General features: G+C 43.1%; 22 protein-coding genes. 4 read left to right on the forward strand and 18 right to left on the reverse strand.

Annotated features, from left to right (window positions below; all coding sequences use genetic code 11):
- Positions 1–17: 17 nt before the first annotated feature.
- Together comGB and comGA are read right to left on the reverse strand one after the other, a co-directional pair.
- Positions 18–1,049, reverse strand: a complete 1,032-nt coding sequence (comGB, locus tag ACSVDE_RS09535) for a competence type IV pilus assembly protein ComGB (RefSeq protein WP_439300685.1) — start codon at positions 1,047–1,049, stop codon at positions 18–20.
- Positions 1,036–2,100 carry a competence type IV pilus ATPase ComGA gene (gene comGA / locus ACSVDE_RS09540; protein WP_439300686.1) on the reverse strand — a complete coding sequence of 355 codons (1,065 nt, stop codon included), beginning with the start codon at positions 2,098–2,100 and terminating at the stop codon, positions 1,036–1,038. The genes comGB and comGA overlap by 14 nt, the downstream gene beginning before the upstream one ends.
- Before the next feature lie 299 nt (positions 2,101–2,399).
- Between comGA and ACSVDE_RS09545 the strand changes: the two genes are divergently transcribed.
- On the forward strand, positions 2,400–2,645 hold the full coding sequence (locus ACSVDE_RS09545) for a DUF2626 domain-containing protein (RefSeq protein WP_226546441.1): 246 nt from the start codon (positions 2,400–2,402) through the stop codon (positions 2,643–2,645).
- 62 nt (positions 2,646–2,707) lie between these two features.
- Here ACSVDE_RS09545 and ACSVDE_RS09550 read toward each other — a convergent pair whose 3' ends face one another.
- Positions 2,708–3,793 carry a class I SAM-dependent methyltransferase gene (locus ACSVDE_RS09550; protein ID WP_439300687.1) on the reverse strand — a complete coding sequence of 362 codons (1,086 nt, stop codon included), beginning with the start codon at positions 3,791–3,793 and terminating at the stop codon, positions 2,708–2,710.
- Positions 3,790–4,431 carry an MBL fold metallo-hydrolase gene (locus ACSVDE_RS09555; RefSeq protein WP_439300688.1) on the reverse strand — a complete coding sequence of 214 codons (642 nt, stop codon included), beginning with the start codon at positions 4,429–4,431 and terminating at the stop codon, positions 3,790–3,792. Before ACSVDE_RS09555 ends, ACSVDE_RS09550 begins: the two co-directional genes overlap by 4 nt.
- Before the next feature lie 89 nt (positions 4,432–4,520).
- Here ACSVDE_RS09555 and ACSVDE_RS09560 point away from each other — a divergent pair, with 89 nt between their 5' ends.
- Complete coding sequence (locus ACSVDE_RS09560) at positions 4,521–4,994, forward strand: hypothetical protein (protein ID WP_439300689.1); 474 nt, start codon at positions 4,521–4,523, stop codon at positions 4,992–4,994.
- Positions 4,995–5,133: 139 nt separating this feature from the next.
- Positions 5,134–5,319, forward strand: a complete 186-nt coding sequence (locus tag ACSVDE_RS09565) for a DUF2759 domain-containing protein (RefSeq protein ID WP_439300690.1) — start codon at positions 5,134–5,136, stop codon at positions 5,317–5,319.
- Positions 5,320–5,369: 50 nt separating this feature from the next.
- Here the strand turns inward: ACSVDE_RS09565 and ACSVDE_RS09570 are convergent, their stop codons facing one another.
- The 11 genes from ACSVDE_RS09570 to ACSVDE_RS09620 all read right to left on the reverse strand — a co-directional run bounded on the left by ACSVDE_RS09570 (position 5,370) and on the right by ACSVDE_RS09620 (position 16,001).
- Positions 5,370–5,684: an MTH1187 family thiamine-binding protein gene (locus ACSVDE_RS09570; protein ID WP_439300691.1), complete on the reverse strand. Its 315-nt coding sequence runs from the start codon at positions 5,682–5,684 to the stop codon at positions 5,370–5,372.
- Between the two features lie 17 nt (positions 5,685–5,701).
- Positions 5,702–6,475, reverse strand: a complete 774-nt coding sequence (locus ACSVDE_RS09575) for an ABC transporter permease (RefSeq protein WP_439300692.1) — start codon at positions 6,473–6,475, stop codon at positions 5,702–5,704.
- Positions 6,476–6,480: 5 nt separating this feature from the next.
- Positions 6,481–7,182 (reverse strand): ABC transporter ATP-binding protein, encoded by a 702-nt coding sequence (locus ACSVDE_RS09580; RefSeq protein WP_439300693.1) that lies wholly within the window; start codon positions 7,180–7,182, stop codon positions 6,481–6,483.
- 119 nt (positions 7,183–7,301) lie between these two features.
- Positions 7,302–7,631, reverse strand: coding sequence for an HIT domain-containing protein (locus tag ACSVDE_RS09585; protein WP_439300694.1), 330 nt, complete (start codon positions 7,629–7,631; stop codon positions 7,302–7,304).
- Positions 7,632–7,654: 23 nt separating this feature from the next.
- A complete protein-coding gene (locus ACSVDE_RS09590) occupies positions 7,655–8,197 on the reverse strand; it encodes a putative glycolipid-binding domain-containing protein (RefSeq protein ID WP_439301970.1) in 543 nt (180 codons plus the stop codon).
- Positions 8,198–8,305: 108 nt separating this feature from the next.
- A complete protein-coding gene (locus tag ACSVDE_RS09595; protein WP_439300695.1) occupies positions 8,306–9,496 on the reverse strand; it encodes a M14 family metallopeptidase in 1,191 nt (396 codons plus the stop codon).
- 198 nt (positions 9,497–9,694) lie between these two features.
- Complete coding sequence (locus tag ACSVDE_RS09600) at positions 9,695–11,572, reverse strand: LTA synthase family protein (protein ID WP_439300696.1); 1,878 nt, start codon at positions 11,570–11,572, stop codon at positions 9,695–9,697.
- 520 nt (positions 11,573–12,092) lie between these two features.
- Positions 12,093–13,055: an ROK family glucokinase gene (locus ACSVDE_RS09605; protein ID WP_439300697.1), complete on the reverse strand. Its 963-nt coding sequence runs from the start codon at positions 13,053–13,055 to the stop codon at positions 12,093–12,095.
- Positions 13,056–13,068: 13 nt separating this feature from the next.
- Positions 13,069–13,269: a YqgQ family protein gene (locus ACSVDE_RS09610; RefSeq protein ID WP_439300698.1), complete on the reverse strand. Its 201-nt coding sequence runs from the start codon at positions 13,267–13,269 to the stop codon at positions 13,069–13,071.
- Between the two features lie 106 nt (positions 13,270–13,375).
- Positions 13,376–14,836, reverse strand: a complete 1,461-nt coding sequence (locus ACSVDE_RS09615; protein WP_439300699.1) for a spore germination protein — start codon at positions 14,834–14,836, stop codon at positions 13,376–13,378.
- Between the two features lie 112 nt (positions 14,837–14,948).
- Positions 14,949–16,001, reverse strand: coding sequence for a M42 family metallopeptidase (locus tag ACSVDE_RS09620; protein ID WP_439300700.1), 1,053 nt, complete (start codon positions 15,999–16,001; stop codon positions 14,949–14,951).
- 95 nt (positions 16,002–16,096) lie between these two features.
- Between ACSVDE_RS09620 and ACSVDE_RS09625 the strand changes: the two genes are divergently transcribed.
- Positions 16,097–16,972, forward strand: a complete 876-nt coding sequence (locus tag ACSVDE_RS09625) for a hypothetical protein (protein WP_439300701.1) — start codon at positions 16,097–16,099, stop codon at positions 16,970–16,972.
- 11 nt (positions 16,973–16,983) lie between these two features.
- On the opposite strand, the gene ACSVDE_RS09630 is transcribed toward ACSVDE_RS09625, so the two are convergent.
- The 3 genes from ACSVDE_RS09630 to ACSVDE_RS09640 form a co-directional block, all read right to left on the reverse strand.
- The gene (locus ACSVDE_RS09630) at positions 16,984–17,160 is read right to left on the reverse strand and encodes a hypothetical protein (protein ID WP_439300702.1); all 177 of its coding nucleotides are present in this window, start codon (positions 17,158–17,160) and stop codon (positions 16,984–16,986) included.
- Positions 17,161–17,359: 199 nt separating this feature from the next.
- Positions 17,360–18,463, reverse strand: a complete 1,104-nt coding sequence (locus ACSVDE_RS09635) for a M24 family metallopeptidase (protein ID WP_439300703.1) — start codon at positions 18,461–18,463, stop codon at positions 17,360–17,362.
- A 54-nt stretch (positions 18,464–18,517) separates the two neighbouring features.
- Positions 18,518–19,912 (reverse strand): sodium:solute symporter family protein, encoded by a 1,395-nt coding sequence (locus tag ACSVDE_RS09640; protein WP_439301971.1) that lies wholly within the window; start codon positions 19,910–19,912, stop codon positions 18,518–18,520.
- Positions 19,913–20,283: the final 371 nt, after the last annotated feature.

Raw genomic sequence — 20,283 nt, forward strand, 5'->3', positions numbered from 1 at the left:
ACAAATCTCCTTTCATCTTAAAGGGATTGGAACATTCGAAAAATCGGCAGCATGACGGATAAGAATAACGTTAAGATAACGCCACCAATCAGGCTGAATAAAATCGGTTGGATGAAGGTCAGCGACTTTTGGATTTGTTCATCAGTCCGTTCCAACAGCATGTCACTATAAAGGATCAACTCCTGACCCAGCTGACCATTGGACTGTCCGAAGTGAATCACTTGAGACAGCTCTGGTAGATAAAACACTCTTTCCTGTATGATCTTACTGAATGATTCACCTGTCCTCAGTTCACATATGAGCTGACCCGCTTCCTCCTGAAAGAATGGCATATGACTTTGCTGCTGAAAAAGCTGCAATGCTTGTGGGATGGATAGACCTCCTTTTAATAGATGTCCCAATTGGAATGTGAAATAGTGGGTTAAAAATACTTTGAGGGGAATCGAAATGAAAGGAACTTTTGATAAACGAAGGAGTTTTTCAAATGTGGTCAGCTTGTAGTATTTGAAGTGACCATAGCTGAAAAGAAGGATGGACAACGCGAGACTGCCGTAAATGAACGCTGGAATGTGCTCGAAGATGCCGATCATCACCCTTGTGACAATGGGAAGTTCTAGATTGACGGAATGGAAAAGAGATGTGAACTGAGGGAAAAGGTATTGCACCATGAAAAACATCATAATCGCTAATACACTCAATAACACGATCGGGTAACGGATTTTCTGATAGAAGACCTTTTTCACATCTTCCCGTTTTTGAAGGATGGTACTTCCTTCCTTCAGTCCTTTCGAAAGACTGCCGTACTCAGAAGCGAAGTACAAATACCCTAATACATCTGAAGGGATTCTATGGTCGGCGAGAACTTCTACTAACGGCAGACCTTTCTTTAACTCACATTGGATATCCTTGATCGGGTAATTTTTTTGACGTTCAAATTGAAATTTCAGCAGATCAAGCGCTTGAGAAACGGAATATCCTTTTTCCAAAAGCATCCCAAGGCTTCTTAAAAAAGCAGCTTGTTGCATTCTCGTCCAATTACGTTTTGCCATAATCCCAGCCGGTGAAATCACTAGATGGTTGCGTGGATATGAATCCCATCGCCTCTGCTCGCACTAAGTAATCGTTCAATTTCGGATAGATGGCTGTATGATCATTCTTCAGTTGTACTTCTTCCAATACTCTAGCTAACGTTCCGCCAACAAGCACTTCATAGATCCCCATGCGCCTGTTCGTTCGTCTGACAAGGCATGGAATCTTGCATCCATTCCCACAATACGGACACACCAAATCACACAGCTGTTGTGAAACGACGCCTAGTAAAGTTTGCTTTAAGTCTTCAATTTTCAGACCGAACTCTAGCAATCGATACAAACATCCTGTCGTGTCTTTCGCGTGTAAGGTCGAGAGTACCAGGTGTCCTGTCAACGCGGCCCGGATCGCGAGGTGGGCAGTCGCCTCATCGCGGATTTCTCCAATCATGATGACATCGGGATCGTGTCTCAAAATCGATTTGAATCCATCCAGATACGTCACTCCGGCAGGCTCATTGATTTCAATCTGCAAGAAATGATCCATCCGCTTTTCAATCGGGTCTTCGAGCGTGATGATCTGTCGTTTTGATTGTCTTTGTGCTTCTTGGAGCAGAGAATAAAGGAGCGTCGTTTTACCTGAGCCTGTCGGTCCGACGAATAGGAGAAGACCCTGGTTTCGCTTCAGTAACTGACTGATTTGATCGAGCGTATTTGGGAAAATCGAAAGCTGTTCATGTGGGTTCATCGTATTTTGAGGTAAAATTCGAATGGCTAATGCTTCGTTGTAGGCAGAAGGGAGTGTGGAAAGCCTTAAATGAATATTTCCTTGGGTTGGAAGATAATGATGGATGGAACCATTTTGAGGTTTTCTTTTCTCACCGATATCCATACCGGCCAAGAATTTGAAGTGTGAGATCAGGCGAGTGCTTTGATGAAGTGGCATTTCTTCAAGGGGATATAATCTATGATCGACTCTTGCTTGTATCGTAGAGGATTTGACTTTCGGGATGACGTGAAGATCTGTGGCATTCAAAGCGAGCGCTTTTGAAATGAGTTTTTGACTCTTCATTTCGACATTAATTTCTATACAATCACCTTCTTTCGGGAAGTATATGTATAATTCGACTAATGGAGATCATCTCCTTCTTACGTGTAGAAATACTTGTATATTTTTTTCCGTAGCCACTATACTATGAGTAGCATCTACGAGAGATTTAGGGGCGCCACAAAATTGACATAGCAAATGTAATTTACTTTTGTCATGAACTTGATTTATAATACTAAAAGAGTCCATTATTTTATGAGTGGAATATAGTACAAAATGCGCACTTATAACCGTATGATCATTGCTGCAAAGGAGGATTACATATGGCAAGAATGTACCGCATGATGGGATTTTGGACGGCAGTCATCGCTGTTATGGCATATGTCGGTGGTATGCAAGCGTTCTCCCTGCTGTTTGTTGGTCAAACAGTCATGTTCGTTGCACTTGGCTACTTAAACTTATCTGAGAGAATGTATATTTATATCTTTGGTGCATACTTAACGGTGTTCTTCATCGGATTCACGTATTGGACCACATTCATGATGACACCTGGCTCAGGTGGACATTAATCTCTATAGCTTTGTGTAAAAGAAGCTGCCCTTCATTGGGCAGCTTCTTTTGGTAGGTCCATTTATTTTTTTTGGACAAGTACATGAAACGCTTCACTGATGCCACCCGGAGAGGCAAAGGAACGGATTGCTCGGTTCAAACGGCTGACCTCCGAGAATGGATCCCGGTTGTCATGCTCTACTAGATGCTGGAACAAACCATGCTCCAGCAAGAATTCTCTTTGTTTACCGAAGTATTCCGTTTGCAACCCTTTCTCTTTCCCCTGTTCGATCAGGGCATCAAAATGGATATGTGTGGTGAGGTCCATTTTTCCAGGATGAGAAAGCGAATTTTCTATCATCTGATGCTTATAGTACCCTCTCAATGTTCCATTCCTCAATTCGGGCTGGAGAAGCTCATCATTTTGATAGCCATAATCGACGGTTACAAGCAACCCTTCCCCCAAACAATGCGTGATCTCATCCAACCAATCCATCATGCTCAATGGGATCTCAATCCTGTGACCTTCTGGAATCGTCAAACCACTCCAAGCCAGCCATTCCAGCACTCTTTCATCACTCAGAGGTTCAAGCAGTTCGTACAAACCGTTCTCTTCATCAAACGAAACCTTCACTTCAAACAGAGCGTTGCCTTTTTTCTCGACGACATGAACCGGTAATGCGTCCAACAGCTCATTTGAAAAGATGATTCCTCGGTAAGGGCCATTTTCCTGAAGCTCCGCAATACTTGTATGAAAAGTGACATTGTTATGATCGCTTAAACGGGATCGTGCTTCATTCTTATGTTCTGAGCTGATCTCTACAAACTCATAAACCAGTTCCTTATAGCGGTCTGGTTTGTGTTTTTTTACATAATCCAAAACTTGTTCAGCAAACGCTCCTGTTCCTCCTCCCAGCTCACATATGCGAAAAGGCAGGTCATGATTCAAGCAATACTGCTCGAAATAATCCGCGAAGATCCACGCAAAGACAGGATGGACGGAGCTGGAAGTATAGAAATCTCCTTGTTTGCCAATCTTGGGTTGCTCGTTCTGATAGTACCCCTTCTCAAGGTAAAGGACCGTCTCCATATAGGTTGCAAAATCAATTGAACCGTTGGATGATGCGATTTTCTCCCGCAGGATGTCCTCTATTACCGTTTCACTCATAGTGAAAAGCCGTTGAGGAAAGGATTGGTGTTCATCTCTTCTCCAATGGTCGTCGATGGTCCGTGACCAGATAATACTTCCGTATCTTCATCCAAAGTGAGCAATTGATCGTGGATGCTCTGAATCAATTGATCGTGGTTTCCACCCGGTAGATCGGTACGTCCGATGCTGCCCATGAATAACGCATCTCCGCTGACGACGATTCCACTTTTCTCGAAATAAAATGAAACACTTCCAGGGGAATGCCCCGGAGTATGAAGTACCTGACAAGAGAATGAACCGACTTTCAGCTCTTCCCCAGGGTGTAATTCATGATCTGCCGGTTTCACGGACACAGGCTTCACCATCGGGAAGAAACTCGATCCGTTCAATTGAGCATCACCGAGCCAATCAAACTCTTTTTTATGTAAATAGACAGGTAAGTTCCACTTCTCTCTCACTTCATCAAGTGCACCGATATGGTCAAAATGAGCATGTGTCAACAGTACCGCAATCGGTTTGACTCCAATAGCGTCCAATTCTTGAATGATGCGATCGCCATCGCTTCCAGGATCGATGATCAAACCTTCTTTCTGATCATTCCATAAGATGTAACAATTTGCTTGTACGGGTCCAACCGTTAAACGTTTCCAATCCATTCTATCGCCTCCATTGCCATGTATCTCTTTTTATTCTACACTATACTTACAATATCAAATACTAAATAGGTTTTGAAAGCGAGGATGCTATGCAAACGGTTTATGGTGTTGAACACAAGGAACTCAGAAACCAAGGGTCAGGCTTCATCAGTCAATTCGTCCGAAAAATTGCAAACGCTGCCAATGTGGTCGATCGGGATGATCGTTTATGCATCGTACAATCTGAAGAAGATTTCCGTGCTCTTCAAGACTTGTTCCAGAAAGAAAATGTGTTGGAGGAAAGCTTTGAGCTTTATCCGCTCCAATCTCCTACAACAACCTTCAACACCGATTATGGGTTCGTCTCCACTTCCAATCATGCATACCTTTATAAGGAGATGACGATTCCTTTCCAAGTGGAAAATGAAGGGGAAAGTGAAAAAATGGCGATGATGCAGATGGAAGAGCATTTAGTAGGAGAAGACGACTCCGTCAGTCCGATCATCTATTTCGCTGATCGAAAGCAGAAAGAGTTGATCGAGCAGATTGCGTCCGCTTATGGAGTAAACGTCACATTTTTGTAAGGAAGGATTCTCGACATTGTCAAAAAAAACAGGTACAATAGGATAGGCAATCATTCTCTTACATAGATTGTTTTAGAAGAAACAGGTTATATTAATACTAACTAGAAAACTTTCTGAATTGATAAGGGGGGGAAATCTTATGGCATTGTCAATAATCTTTGGCCTTGTAACCCTTTTTGCATTATGGGCGGTATTTAGAGAACTGAAAAGGAAAAATGTATTTGCATTGGGCTTCGCATTCTTGACTCTAGCGGTGTTCGGATGGTTTACGGTGATGACAGTCATCGACCTATTCCACACTGGTGGTTGGGGCGCTGGTCACTAAATCATACTGAACGGTAAAAAGACCCGGTCTTCCATAGACCGGGTTCTTTTTTATGATGGATCATTCAGTTTCGATTGAATCGTATTGACCTTGTCCTTCATGCTCACCTTCTTATCTCTTCGATCATCGATCCGGATGTTCGTTGCGACCCTCTGGATTCCATTTTGGAAAGGTACTTCATGTACTTGTCGGATGACCTCCAGCAAATCTTCCATTTCCCCCTCAATCAAAGTACTCATCGGGGTAAGCTCATAGTGGATCTTATCAGTATTCGCCTCCAACACCTTCTGGATTTCTACTACATAGTCACTCACACTCGGTGTTTCAGTACCGATGGGGATGACCGTTATGTCTACGATTGCCATGTTTATTCCTCCTCTTTTCAAGTATGTAGATCAATCAATTGCATTTTATCATTATAATAGAACCGGTATAAAAAGATTGTAACAAGCATCGCACAAACCGCCACAGAAACAAAGATACTGAGCGAAATGACGATCTGATATCTTACGGCATCCAATGGTGAAACGCCACCAAGAATCAATCCTGTCATCATTCCTGGCAATTGTACGAGACCGATCGTCTTCAATCCATCAATGTTCGGAATCATCGCTGCCTTCAAGGTCTTGCGGATGATTTGTAGTGAGGATTGCTTTGGGTTTGCGCCTAAAGATAGTGCCGCGAGAATTCTCCCTCTCTCTTCTTTAAATTGGCTTTGCAATCTTTCAAGAGCAAGTCCGATGGCAATCATGCTGTTTCCGATGATCATTCCGCTGATCGGAATCACTTTTTCAGCTGTAAAAGGAATGTATCCGAAGCCGAGCCAGAGGGAAATGATAAACACCTCGATCAAGGCGATGACCGCAAACACCACCACTCTGACATAAGGAATCCCTTTCCCTTTTCTTGCTGCATTCAAGGTAGCAACGACAATCATTACCGCAACCCACAAGCCGATTCCTTGCCAACTCGGTAAATCAAATAGAAAAGTCAGCACATAACCGATGGCGAAAAGTTGCACAACACCACGGAGTGAAGACCATAATACCGGTTTGGAAAGATTCAATGAAAACCAGTAGGAAAGCGAAACGGGTATCATCACAAAGACGATGATGAATAGCAACGATAAATTCGAGATTTCAGTGGTTCCTTGCATGGTCGTCATTCCTCCAAGAACAGTTTCAGCGTTTCGGTCTGGGGGTTTTGGAACAATTCTTCCGTATTCCCTTTTTCGATGAGTTGTCCATCTTTTACAAAGATCGTCTGATCTCCCATCCGTTCCGCCTGTCGAAGATTATGGGTGACCATCATGATCGTAAGTGCTCTTTCTTCTTTAAGTTTAAACAATAGGGATTCTATATGTTCGATGGTCTTGATATCCAGTGCGCTTGTCGCTTCATCCAACAAAAGGATAGACGGTTTGTTCGCCAATGTTCTCGCCAGTGCCACCCTTTGTTGCTCTCCGCCGGACAACGTACTCACTTCTCTTGATATGTAAGATTGCGGAAGTTTAACAAGCTCTAATAAACGTTTCGTTTCACCGGGCTCCCATTCACCGCAAAGTTTCGGTCCATATTCGATGTTCTCTTCTGTCGTACCATCAAAAAGATAAGCGGACTGGAACACCATTCCGATTTCCCGACGGAGTTTCGTTACCGGTAACTCTCGAATATCTGTCCCTTTATAAAAGATACGTCCTTCATGAGGCTCTTCCAATCGGTTCAGTAAGAGTAACAAACTGCTTTTTCCTGCACCAGATGGACCGATAACAGTCGTGATCTCTTTGGATTGAAGCTCAAAGGAGATGCCTTTCAGCACATCCGTCGTTAAGTTATCACTTTTCAAAATAGCCGTAGATTCCATACATTCCGCTCCATACATTTCTTTAGTTCTATTGTTCACAAACAATGAATGATTTAACATTTCAGCCTTAACTATAACAAAAAACCTCCGGTAATACTTATCCGGAGGTTTCATTCACTCTATATTAACTTCTCACCCGATACGATGTGCCAGTGCAAGTGTTTGGAGTCCTGATAACGTCCGAGGTTTGTGATGACTCGACAAGCCCCGTGTTTATCCTCTACTTTTTCGGCTACCGTCCGGACGACTTCCATCAACTCTGAAAATAAGCCAAGATCATGCTCTTCCACTTTTGTAAGGGAAGGGATGTGTTTTTTGGGGATGGCTACGATATGTACTTGATAGGCCGGTCTTGTATGATGGTAAGCTAGAACATTCTCCGTTTCATGCACCTTATCCACTTCTGTATTGCCACTCAACACTTCATCACAATAAAAATCATTCGTCATGTTTTCGGTACTCTCCCTCTCATTTAATATCGTCTTTTAAACAGTTCTGGGTAATCTACAATCAGCCCATGCTCGTCTACTTTAATTTCGGTTTGGAACGTCCCACTCTCATATTGAAAAAGGCGATGAGTATCCGTGTGTTCAAGGTATGTGTAGCGCTGTTTCACCTTTTTATACACTAATGAAGGTATCGAGACGTAGACCATTTCAAAATCCCTTGATTGGTTGCGTTTCCATTCGAGGCGATTGACGGGCAACGAATTGGAAAAAGGTGTAGCCGATAAGTCGACATCGATCGCTCCTTCCAATGCCACTATTCGTTCTCCGTTCTCTTTGAACCAGTTTCCATTCCCATTCGACGTTAATTTCAGTGTGTGGTGAGAATCAACAACGATTTCAAGATCTCGCGTCACCCAGTTTTCCAGATGAAGTGAGTAGCTCACTTGATGAGGAACCTCGTCCATGAACAGAATGGTGCTATCCACTTTTACCATTGTGTCTTCCTTATTCAATTCAAGAACTTCACTCCCATACGCTTCAACATTCTCCCACATGACTTTCAACATCAGCACTGTCCTTCCCCCTTTTCTACACATCATCTTAACACAAATTTCCATATGTCAAGTTAACCATTACATAAAAAAACCAAACCTACAAAAAGGTTTGGTTTTCTATCACATATATAAGCTGGCCAGCATGATGCCTAAGCTTTCTTGATAAATCTCATCGTATTGACTGATGGGCAGCGGGTTGACCCCTTCTCCCAATTCTACTGTATAGCCTGGTCTTTGCCATTCCTGGATGTACCAGTCTTTATATCCTGCATAACTATCAACGTAGCGGACAGGCTTATAACCGCTCACTCGCTCAAATTCCTGAACGATCGTCTCTGCGTATGGAGGCTCTAGACCTTCATAACCCCAATAGATTTCTTCACCTTGCGTATGAAAAGCGATGACCCGGTCAAAATCCTCCGCCTCAATCAATTCCGCCATAGCGATTGCTTCTGGTTCACTTAAAGGCTCCTCCCCCGGATAATCCCTCGGGGCTGGGTTTTGCGGTTTTCTAGCCTTTTCTATTTCCCATTTCGCTGGATATTGATTGTTCAAATCCACTCCACGAATATTCGCTTTCCAACCTGAATAATCGGGGTTTCCATTGTTCAGCTCTATTACATAATCTCGATAGTAGTCATCATCAGGTGGTCCGTTCAACACAAGATCGACCCCATCCGGATTTACCATAGGAACGATGGATAAAGTTACACCATCATAAAATGGAGACATGTTCAATCCTCTGATCGACCACTGATTGTTCAACGAGAGAAGATAGTCGTTCAAGAAATTCATCAGTACCGCTGTCGTAATCCATTCCTGTGCGTGAAAAGCACCGTTCATATGCACTTTCTTCGGGCCATTGCCGATTTGGATTTCTGGGATGCTTTTTCCCAGTACAGACCGGCCAATGCTTCTGATCTTCATAAATGGATATATACTATTGAGCCTTTTCAATTGATTCATCATTGTAGAATAGTCGTAGTCCATTTTAGGTGTCACGATCGGCTGGAGGACTCGGACCGGTACAAGGATGATCTGGCCGATTTGAAGGTTGCTTGGTGCTGTATTCGGGTTCATGATCGTAAGCGCGTCCAGAGGGATCTTCCGCCTTTGCGCTATCTTATAAAATGTATCACCTCTCTGGATTGTATACTTTTCTTGTACATAGCCAGGAATCTCAACTTGCTGGTTGATCTGCAGTTGAGATGGGTCGATTGAGCGGTTCGAATCAATGACAAGACGCAAGGGTACATTGAATACTTTAGCGAAATACCAAAGACTATCTCCTTTCCGTACAGTCACTTTCATGGTAGATTCCCTCCAAAAACCATTCTCCCATCATGTATATGGACAAATTCTTCTTGTTATGAGTATAGCATCATAAAAAAGTGCCAGGTACCAGTCAAAAGCCCTTGCCCTGTAAGGGATCTTTTGAGGTACCTGGCACTGGATCGAAGATATAAAAAGCCGCACCAACTGAATTTGTCGGTGCGGCTCTTGTTACTCCTACTCTTCTTGCTTGATTTGACCCGTTTTTGAGTCAAAGAAACGGAGAAGGTCTCCATAAATGATTCGGTCAGAATAATCCAATTCTTTCTTCGCTTTTTCCATGAACGGTTCACATGCTTCTTTTTCGACAGGTTCACCTGTTTCTTTTTCGTAACATGTGTTGTCCGTGTACACGTGATCTTTCGTAATGAAGCTTCCATCACGAAGGACAGTGAAGTCTTGACGTTCTTTAGAGAACAGGTCAGATCCGAAATGGATCGTGTTCTTCGTTTCAATACCTAGAAGGTGCATGATCGTCGGACGAAGGTCCACTTGACCACCGACAGTATCCATCACTTTCCCTTTTCCATTACCAGGAATGTGGATATACATCGGTACACGCTGCAATTGAGTAGATTCGAAAGGTGTAATTTCTTTACCTAAGAATTCACCCATCGCTTTGTTATGGTTTTCGGATATTCCGTAATGGTCACCATATAGGACGAACATCGTATCTTCATACATACCTTCATTCTTCAAGCTATCGAAGAACATTTTCACAGCTTCGTCCGTATAACGTACCGTCGTGAAGTAACGGTTGACGGTACCGTCATTTGAATTCCACTCTGGAATGAACTCGTCTTCCTCTTCAAGACTGAATGGGAAGTGGTTCGTCAATGTGATGAACTTCGTATAATAAGGTTCAGGCATTTCTTTCATATGATCGACGGATTGTTTGAAGAAGAATTCATCTTTCATTCCCCAACCAATCGATTCTTCAGGTTTTACATCATAATCATTGATATCGTAGAAACGCTCATAACCAAGTGACTTATACATGATGTCACGGTTCCAGAAACTCTTGTTGTTCGCATGTAGGCTTGCCGTGTAATATCCTTTTTCCTTTAACATTTCAGGAGCAGCTTGGTATTCATTCTGTGAGTGAGTGAAGAATACAGCTCCACTTGGTAAAGGATACATGGAATTCGCCAACAAGAACTCAGAGTCTGACGTTTTTCCTTGACCCGTTTGGTGATAGAAGTTAGGGAAATAGAATGTATCTTTGTCTTTCTTCAACTGGTTCAAGAAAGGTGTAATCTCATGGCCATCCATATCGTTATCAATAACGAAGTTCTGGATAGACTCAAGAGAAATCATGACCACATTCTTGCCTTCTGCGGCACCGAACATTTCAGGGTCTGGCTTTTTATAATCTGCTTTTACATAGTTTTCAATATCAGCAATCTCACTACCATCCGCAAGCGCACGTTGAGCTTTAGCTTTGGATTGGATGATTGCATCATAAGCATGGTAGTTATACGTACCAATGTTCTTGATCAACATTTCTCTGTCAAATGAACGTGTCAACAACTGTGGACGTTCCGTTTCAGCAATACCTACGTTGACGATGAAGATGATCAAGCTGGAAGCGAACGCGAGTCCGATCTTTTTAGAAGAGACTTTCGGCGCTTCAATTTTACGCAATTTCATATAGACGGCGATGAAAATAAGATCGACGAATAATAGTAGGTCGAATGGATAAATTAACGATGTAATACTACTACCCAGGTCACCCATGTTGCTTGTCTGGAATAATACCGGAATCGTAATGAAATCATTAAAGAAACGGTAGTAGACCATATTGGCGAACAGAATGAATGAGGCGATCAAATTCAATATTAGAGTGGCAATATTACGGGAGCGCCCTGAGAAAAAGAGGGCAAACGCCATAATGAAGACCACTGAGCTTAATGGGTTGATCAATAGAATTAGTTCTTGTATCGCATTTTCGATTTTCAGGTCAAATGAAACTTTGTAAACAAGATACGATTTGATCCATAACAAAACACCTGTGATGATGAGAATCTGATATTTTGATAGGGTGTTTTTCAGCATCGTATTGTTACCTCCTTGACAATGATGTCTTCGTTATTTTAGTCATTTTAAGCGGTTCATAATCTTAATAATATCTCAAAAGTTTCTTCACTCGTTTTTCACATGATTGTTATATTACTCCCTTTCAAACAATTTTTCAAGTGAAAATTGAACTTTTTCAAGATATTGTAAAATAGCTTGTCAAACACTAGAATATTTATTCCCCAACAAAAAATAGTCTTAAACCTATAGACGTATGAATAAGAAAAAAGTTTTGTCATTTTCCGTTTTTTGGTGATATTTCACACTTTTTTCACATTTATGAACGGAACTTTGTACTACTCTCTAGATAACCCAAAACTATTTTACTACTAAACAAGAAGAAACTTGGCTATGCCAAGCTTCTCTTCGTGCTTTCCATTCGTGATGACGCGCTCGGTCGAATGAATATGAAAAAGGGTCTTAACTATAGACCCTTTTGTTGTTGATTGGTATAGTATTCGATTCAAAAGTCCATTATGAGAGGATATCCCGTCAACTTTTACGGGGTGTCATTGAATACGAGACCCGCTCCACCGATCACGCCAGCGTCATTTCCTAAGCTTGCGATGGCAAAGTCCGCACCTTCATACACTCTTGGTAACGCATATTTTGCAAATGCTTCTTTCAACGGTTTCAACAATTCATGATCCGCTTTCGAAACGCCACCGCCGATGACGATTTTTGAAGGATTTAGTGCAGCAGACATATTTGCAATCGCCAATCCGAGGTGATGTGTGATGATGCCGATGACTTCCTGCGCCCATTCGTCATCTTCTGCAGCTGCCGTGAACACCTCTTCAGATGTAATGCTACCTTTTTCAGATAAAACCGCATGAAGCTTGCTTTCTGGATGCTGATCGAGACCTTCTGTCGCAATGCGCGCGATGCCGGTTGCTGATGCAATCGTTTCCAAACAACCCGTCTTTCCACAATTGCAAGGAGCACCTCCATCCACAATCGACGTAATGTGCCCGATTTCACCAGCCATGCCGTTCACCCCGTGAAGAATTTTACCATCTAGGATAATTCCGCCCCCGATCCCAGTTCCGAGGGTGATGCAAATCATATTGGAGGCCTGGTTCCCAGCGCCCATCCACATTTCTCCGAGCGCTGCAATGTTCGCATCATTGTCTACATGAACCGTCAAACCTGTCTTTGCTTCGAGATCATCCTTTAGCGGATAGTTCTCCCAGCCAAGGTTCACGGCTTTATAGATGAATCCGTTCGTCATGTTAATGAAGCCAGGTGCTCCCATTCCGATTCCTTCAATTTGAGAAGGATCTATATTCAATGATTGCAACTTTTCCTGAATGGAATTTGCGATATCATTCGATATGTTTCTTCCATTATTATTAGTATCCGTTGGAATGTTCCATTTTTCCACAATTGTCCCTTTGAAGTCGACGATTGCCATCTTGATCGTCGTGCCTCCTAGGTCAACTCCAATCGACAGTCTTTCCATATGTCTCATCCTTTTAATTCAATTTATTTAACTTGCTTTGTTCGCTTTTGATTATCAGAATGGCCAGGCGGAATTCGTCGTTCTGGATCAATCCATTCTGAAAGAGCTCTTGCAGCTCCCCATGCATCATTTCGAGATCCGCTCCGCGGTCACCCGTATAAATGAATGTACCGAAGCGTTTCAATATGTTTTGTACATCGAATAATGTCTTCATATATGATTTCACCCATCCGTATTATATCACTATTCGTTTGTTAAGAAAGGCTCTCCTCGTCTGTTTATTGCCTCAATGTAAAAAAGAGAAGCAGATATCTGCTTCTCTACCGGTCGGGATCTTTCGGGTGTAACACGGTCGGCCTCCGGTTTTTCAAAGGGATTGGAGAGCGGATCAAAACGTCTCGGAATCCTTTATAAGAAAACGGGATGAACGGCCATAAATATGGAATGTGGAAAGACTTCAATCTGACAAGCATGATGATCCATAATGTGGTCCCTAATACATAACCAGCGACACCGAACAAGGCGGTCGCAATTAAAAGAACCAGTCGGACGAGTCGATTCGCCAAACTCATCTCGTAAGTTGGCGTTGCGAATGACCCTAATGCCGCAATCGCGATATAAAGGATGACTTCGTTAATGAAAAGCCCTACTTCAACCGCAACTTGCCCGATCAAGATGGCAGCGACCAATCCAAGTGCTGTTGCAAGAGAGGATGGTATGTGGACGGTCGCCATCCTCAATATATCCAGTCCGATCTCAATGATGATGAACTGGAAGATAAGCGGTACGTCCCCCACCTCTTCAGGTCCGATAAAAGCTAATGTAGCAGGCATGAGATCGGGGTTCACCGCTAACAAGTACCAGAGCGGCAGTGAAAAGATCGACAAAAATACCGCTAAAAATCGAACGAGCCTCAAATATGCACCGACAATCGGCTTTTGTCGATACTCTTCCATGTGCTGCAAATGATGCCAGAATGTCGCCGGAGTAATCAACACACTTGGAGATCCATCGACAAAAATCAGCACATGTCCTTCATATAAATGAACCGCAGCTGTATCTGGTCTTTCTGTATACCGGACAAGTGGATAGGGATTCCAATGTCGTCCACAGACAAATTCCTCGATCGTCTTTTCAGCCATCGGCAATCCATCCGTATCAATCTTCGAAAGGGAGTCTTTGATTTTCTCAACAATATGAGGGTCTGCAATGTCTTCAATATAAGAGACACATATGTCCGTTTGGGAACGCCGCCCGATACTCATATATTCCATACGGAGAGATCGATCTCGTACTCTCCTTCGGGTCAACGATGTATTGAAAATGATCGTTTCAACGAATCCATCTCTTGAACCTCTGACGACCCGTTCAAGATCCGGTTCTGATGGTCCCCTCACCGGATAGGTACGGGCATCGATGACGATGACCGTATCTACGCCTTCTACAATAAGGAGAGTCGGACCACCTAGAGAAAAGTCGATCGCTTTATCGAGATCATCCTCTGTGTCGATTTCCATATAGGGTAAATGTGTGCGCATCAGCTTCGTGAGCGGATCCGGTTCTATCTGATCAGGATCGAGTTCCGATAATAGCTTCATCAAGTAGTGCATGATTTCATCTTTTACAAAACCATCAATCATGAAGAAACTCATCTTCCGACCGGCATACTCCATTTCGAGATGGATCTGATCGAAGCTGATTCCGATGCCGAGTTCTTTTTTACAATATTCAACGGTTGATTCGTAATCTTTGATTGGCGGTACATCTTTATGGTGTGGCATAACTCCCCATCCTTTCAATTACCATCATTAACTAATTTGTGAGCTGGCATACTTCAGGATTAGGAGTTAAAAAAGAACACCGGCTGAAGCCAGTGTTCTTTCCGTTCAAGTTTTAGCTGTTCATTTCAGATCGTAAGTAATGGTAGATGAGGCGTCCAGTGTGCAGCAAGGAAGTCTCGTGTGTACGTTCGAAGGCGTGCGAAGCATCGATACCAGGACCGATCAATCCATGCTTCACATCGAATCCAGCGCGGATCGCAGCAGATGCGTCCGATCCGTAATAAGGATAGATATCCATTTGATACTGGATTTGGTTCTGTTTCGCAAGATTTTCAAGGTGCTTCCTCAATCCTAAATGGTACGGTCCACTTGAGTCCTTCGCACAAATGGAAACCGTATATTCATCGGTCGACTGCCCGTCACCGATCGCACCCATGTCGACTGCTAAGTATTCTTCCGTTTCAACCGGGATGTTGGAGTTTCCTCCGTATCCGATTTCTTCATTGTTAGAAATCAAGAAATGCGTCGTGTGAGGGAGTTCGATACCCTCTTCTTTCAATTGTTTCACCACATGCATGAGGAGTGCGACGCTCGCTTTATCGTCAAGGTGTCGGGATTTGATGAATCCGCTCTTCGTCATTTCAACTCTAGGATCGAACGAAACGAAGTCCCCTACTGAAATGCCGAGCTTTTTGACATCATCTGCTGAAGAGACCCGCTCATCCAAGCGTACTTCAATATTGTTCTCGTCCCGTTTGGCTTCTCCAGAATCCTTATACACATGGACGGATGTCTGATGCATCAAGATCGTACCTGTGAAGGTTTCGTTTTGCGACGTTTCAATTTCACAATACTCCCCTTCTACATGGTTCCATCGGAATCCACCGATCATGGAAAGCTTCAATCGGCCATTCGGCTTGATTTCCTTCACCATCGCACCTAATGTGTCGACATGTGCCGTCAGGAAACGATGCTGCTCGTTATTTTTCCCAGGTAAAGTGATCAACAATCCGCCTTTGTGGTTGCGGGTTGTTTCGATCCCTAACTTCGTGAAGAATTCATCGACATGACTGATCACGCGATCCGTATTACCGGATGGACTAGGAATCGTGACCAGACCTTTGATCAGTTCCATGATTTCTGTCGTATTGATGTTTTCATTCATTGGTAAATCCCCCTATGTACAAACTATTCCTTCTAAACTCCCGGACACGCTCATATTTTAATATGGAACGGATTGTCCACGGAGGTTTTAAAGGTATGAAAAGAAAAAGAATCTTATTCATTCTGCTTGCAGCAGTTACTGCAACTTCCTTCTATATGTATCATAACCAATCTTCGGATGTAAAAGAAAGCATTATCTATTTTCCGATCGATCCGGATGTGTCTTTTTCCAATGCAAACACGAAAGTGAACATTTTAGAGGAAAAAGATGAAGATGAATATACGGTCCAATGGAAAGTGGATTCTACCCTTGGGAAAAAGGCATATTTAAGGCAGGACATTTCGCTCTTATATGAAGACGGGATGCTGAGAGATACCCTTTCCAAATGGGAACAAGAAGCCGATACACTTCAACAGAAAAAGATTATTACAAATGAAGATAGTGGTCATTTCGAAGCGATCAGCTTTCATCATGCTGAGCTGCACCACCCTAATGATATCATCAAAAGCGCTCAGACAATGAGTTACGATGAACTCTATGTAATTGACTCACCTCTTCAGCCTTTGGAATCGTTCAAGACACCAGAGACGAAGGAAGATGAAATCAATAAAAAAGTGCTGGACCATGCGACCAATCAACAGCTGAAAGTCATCTGGCATAATTTGATTAAATACTTCAACGTTCCGGTTGAGAATTACTACATGATTCCTCTGACGAAGCTGTACGATTATTCCATGGTACCCTTACCTGGCTTGTCAAAAGAAAAAACCGACCAAGTGATCGGTGGGTTATGGGAAGGAATCTATAAGAATTACTTTTTAGGGGTGAAAAATGAAACCGGAGAAGTCGAATCTCCGATTGGGAGCAGTCTGCCGCTTATCCTTGTGAGCAAAGATATGACGCATCTCTTGGTTTTAACAGAAACGAAGTCAGGCAGAAATGTCCAACTCGTTCAATACATCGATCCTTAAAGTTCGTCCAGCTAGAAAAGGTCCTGGACGAACTTTTCACGTACACCAGGTACTTTCATGAATCCGCGAACTGCAATGGAACGTAGAAACTTCATGCCTAAGATCATATTCAACAGCTTGTATCGATTTTGATAAACCAATATTGCACCGACAAAAAACAATAGCCATTTCATGAATCCATATCTCATCAACCATTCCACCTTTCCTCTATACTATCTGATATTGTTTGAAGAATTATGCAAGACATTTACTAGAGCACTCTGAGAATGGGAAAAGTTCTTGATGACAACCACTAACTGGTAATGAAAAAAGAGAAATCCCGATATCAAGACCACCAAACATGAAAAAAACCCTGCAAAGCGCATGGTGCGCTTGCAGGGTTTTTCATTATTTTCCAACGATCTGTAGTTCTTTTGGAAACTTCGTCAACGTCTCATATCCGTCTTTTGTGACTAGCACATCGTCTTCGATTCGGACGCCGCCGATATCAGGAAGATAAATGCCTGGTTCAATCGTATACGTCATACCCTCTTTGAGGAGATTGTCGTTGTTCTCGCTCATGGAAGGATACTCGTGGACATCGATTCCGATGCCGTGTCCGATACGATGCGGGAAGAAATCTCCGTAACCAGCGTTCGTGATGATATCACGCGCTTTTCGGTCAAGATCACCGAGTCTCGTACCCGGCTTGGAGATGTTCAACGTTTCAAGTTGAGCCTCCAAGACGATATCATAGATTTCCTTCTGCTTGTCATTGACCTCCTGGAACGCTACAGTCCGAGTGATATCGGAGCAATAACCGTCCAACACGACACCTAAGTCGAACAATACGAGATCGCCTTTTTTCAATTTGCGGTCGCCAGGGTTACCGTGTGGCTGGCCGGATTTTTCACCGAACAGGACCATCGTCGAGAACGACATTTCACGGATTCCCTTCTTTTTCAACTCATACTCAATGGTTGCAAGGACTTCCATCTCGGTGCATCCTTCTCGGAGTGCATTGACTCCCGTCTCTACACCGAAGTCTGCCAATTCAGCAGCTTTTCGTAAAATCTTCAGCTCATCTTCGTCTTTGATCAGACGCAGTTCGTGAAGCTTTTCCTCTGCACTGTTGAACGTGACAGATGGATAACGCTTCATGATCTGTTCGGCACGCTCATAAGATAGCGTTTCTTTTTCGATCGCCACATGATCAGCTTCTGTAACACCGCGATCCTTCAACGCCGAGTGGATCATATCCCAAGGGTTGTCCGCATCGCCGTGACCGATGATTTCGTATTTCCATCCAGCATCTCTTGCCTGAGACACTTCCATTCCGGGACAAACGAGGAATGGTTCCTTGTCTGGAAAAACGAACATTCCGAGTAACCGTTCATGCGGTTCACATTCAAAATTCGATAGATAAAAGACATTGGCAGAAGAGTGGATGAACGCGAATGTTTGTCCACTCTCTTGCAACCATTTCGAGAAACTTTCTAACCGTTGATTCATTTCAGACCACAACCTTTTACCAGTATTCATTTCAATTATTCGATTGTTTTTCCATTAATCCTGTTTCGTCGGTTTTGTCGTAGCAAGTGTAACGACAATCAGTACGATGACTGCAACAGGGACAGCAAATAGAACACTGTTCAGTTCAAATGGTTTCGCCAATGGGATTTCCCAGATTAGCGTCGTCAAGACACCGGCGATCATGGATGAAACTCCACCATACAGGTTGACGCGCTTCCAGAAGAAGACTGCCAACACGGCTGGTGTAATTCCTGCACCATAGACAGTGTAAGCGTACATTTGAACCGACAATACAGTTGGGAAGAAGCTGATGATGACATATGCAAGGGAACCAAGAATGACGATGAACCATTTTGTCATCTTAAGCAACTGGTGATCCGTTGCATCCTTCTTAAGATACTTCCCAAAAATATCATACGTTACGTTCGTAGCTGCTGACAACAGATATGAATTCCCTGTCGTCACGATGAATGCTGTAGCTGCAGCCAGCAAGATTCCTCCAACGAACGTCGGCATCGCTACAGTTGTCGCCATCAGAGCCATTCCCGGATCAATGTTCGGGAAAAGAGAACGTGATGCGAAAGCGATCAATCCGATTGTTGGTGAAATGAGTAGCATGGCAACGAGCCATCCGATTTGTGCTTTTTTCGAAGAGCTGTCCCCTTTAGATGATGCAAGACGCTGATACATGTTCTGGTCAGCAAGCAATAGGAACAATGAAGGGAGCAGATATCCTAACAGCTGGATGTTTGTCAATGAGCCGCTGAAGGTCAAATGCTCTTTCGGTACATTCGCCACAATGTTGTCCCAGCCACCTGCGATGACAAAGATCGTAGGCAACGTAATTCCAAGACCTGCTACCATCAAGAATGCACTGATAGCATCGGTTGGCGCCACGGAACGGAGTCCACCGATTGTCGCTAGGAAAATGATCAATGCTGCACCGATGATTGTTCCTACCTCTACCGAAATGCCCGTCGTAAGATTAAGAATGAATCCGAAACCTTTCATCTGGTAGGAAACAATACCGACGTATGCAAGGATAATGATGATTCCTGCCAACATCCTCGCGAACGCACCGTATTTTTCTTCAAGGATAGAAGAAACGGTATATTTTCCGAATGCACGTATTCTAGGTGCAATGACATAAAGGACAAAAATACCGACCAATGTCGGGATCGCCATCAAAAGCGCTGGAATGATTCCATAGGTGTACGCCATCGAGGTTTCCCCGCCGGAAATACTCCCACTTCCTGTCCAAGTGGCAAGTAGGGTCCCTGTCAATACAAGCGCACCTAATCCTTTACCAGCAAGAATGAAATCCTCACTGTTTGAAACTTTCTTTGAAAAGTAAATTCCTAATCCAACCATGAGAATGCCGTAAGCAATGACAAACCATAGTAGATTTGGATTATGTGTAATTTCCATTACGTAAAAGTCACTTCCTTGTCTAAGTTGTTTATTTCTTATGATGCGCACCGTTTTGTATCCTAACACAACTAGACAGGGCGTAAAGTTTGCCAGGTGTTTCGAACTGGAAAACTTTAGTGTTATATGTCATATCCTGCATAAAAACAACCACTATCGTACCTGCATTTTGGAAATTACAGGTGAATAGTGGTTGATCCTTCTAATATTATAGTACCTAAGTACTGATTTGTTTTTCGCATTGTTGTCAAAAACGCGTTATTATTTTGAATTTTTGTGTACTTTTTATAGTGTACAGCTTCTTTTTACTGTCGTAAACACCCATTTCTCGAAAAGTTAAAGGCGATGTCGGCGACGTGGAATGATCGCTC

Source organism: Pseudalkalibacillus sp. Hm43, from assembly GCF_051842935.1.
GTDB lineage: Bacteria > Bacillota > Bacilli > Bacillales > Fictibacillaceae > Pseudalkalibacillus.

Coding starts and splice junctions, on each gene's coding strand:
- ACSVDE_RS09550 (WP_439300687.1), bottom strand. CDS start 3,793: ATGAGTGAAACGGTAATAGAGGACATCCTGCGGGAGAAAATCGCATCA.
- ACSVDE_RS09565 (WP_439300690.1), top strand. CDS start 5,134: ATGGCATTGTCAATAATCTTTGGCCTTGTAACCCTTTTTGCATTATGG.
- ACSVDE_RS09585 (WP_439300694.1), bottom strand. CDS start 7,631: ATGACGAATGATTTTTATTGTGATGAAGTGTTGAGTGGCAATACAGAA.
- ACSVDE_RS09610 (WP_439300698.1), bottom strand. CDS start 13,269: ATGAAGACATTATTCGATGTACAAAACATATTGAAACGCTTCGGTACA.
- ACSVDE_RS09580 (WP_439300693.1), bottom strand. CDS start 7,182: ATGGAATCTACGGCTATTTTGAAAAGTGATAACTTAACGACGGATGTG.
- comGB (WP_439300685.1), bottom strand. CDS start 1,049: ATGGCAAAACGTAATTGGACGAGAATGCAACAAGCTGCTTTTTTAAGA.
- ACSVDE_RS09620 (WP_439300700.1), bottom strand. CDS start 16,001: ATGAATGAAAACATCAATACGACAGAAATCATGGAACTGATCAAAGGT.
- ACSVDE_RS09590 (WP_439301970.1), bottom strand. CDS start 8,197: ATGTTGAAAGTCATGTGGGAGAATGTTGAAGCGTATGGGAGTGAAGTT.
- ACSVDE_RS09555 (WP_439300688.1), bottom strand. CDS start 4,431: ATGGATTGGAAACGTTTAACGGTTGGACCCGTACAAGCAAATTGTTAC.
- ACSVDE_RS09575 (WP_439300692.1), bottom strand. CDS start 6,475: ATGCAAGGAACCACTGAAATCTCGAATTTATCGTTGCTATTCATCATC.
- comGA (WP_439300686.1), bottom strand. CDS start 2,100: ATGAAGAGTCAAAAACTCATTTCAAAAGCGCTCGCTTTGAATGCCACA.
- ACSVDE_RS09640 (WP_439301971.1), bottom strand. CDS start 19,912: ATGGAAATTACACATAATCCAAATCTACTATGGTTTGTCATTGCTTAC.
- ACSVDE_RS09630 (WP_439300702.1), bottom strand. CDS start 17,160: ATGAGATATGGATTCATGAAATGGCTATTGTTTTTTGTCGGTGCAATA.
- ACSVDE_RS09545 (WP_226546441.1), top strand. CDS start 2,400: ATGGCAAGAATGTACCGCATGATGGGATTTTGGACGGCAGTCATCGCT.
- ACSVDE_RS09595 (WP_439300695.1), bottom strand. CDS start 9,496: ATGAAAGTGACTGTACGGAAAGGAGATAGTCTTTGGTATTTCGCTAAA.
- ACSVDE_RS09625 (WP_439300701.1), top strand. CDS start 16,097: ATGAAAAGAAAAAGAATCTTATTCATTCTGCTTGCAGCAGTTACTGCA.
- ACSVDE_RS09635 (WP_439300703.1), bottom strand. CDS start 18,463: ATGAATCAACGGTTAGAAAGTTTCTCGAAATGGTTGCAAGAGAGTGGA.
- ACSVDE_RS09600 (WP_439300696.1), bottom strand. CDS start 11,572: ATGCTGAAAAACACCCTATCAAAATATCAGATTCTCATCATCACAGGT.
- ACSVDE_RS09570 (WP_439300691.1), bottom strand. CDS start 5,684: ATGGCAATCGTAGACATAACGGTCATCCCCATCGGTACTGAAACACCG.
- ACSVDE_RS09560 (WP_439300689.1), top strand. CDS start 4,521: ATGCAAACGGTTTATGGTGTTGAACACAAGGAACTCAGAAACCAAGGG.
- ACSVDE_RS09615 (WP_439300699.1), bottom strand. CDS start 14,836: ATGCCACACCATAAAGATGTACCGCCAATCAAAGATTACGAATCAACC.
- ACSVDE_RS09605 (WP_439300697.1), bottom strand. CDS start 13,055: ATGGAAAGACTGTCGATTGGAGTTGACCTAGGAGGCACGACGATCAAG.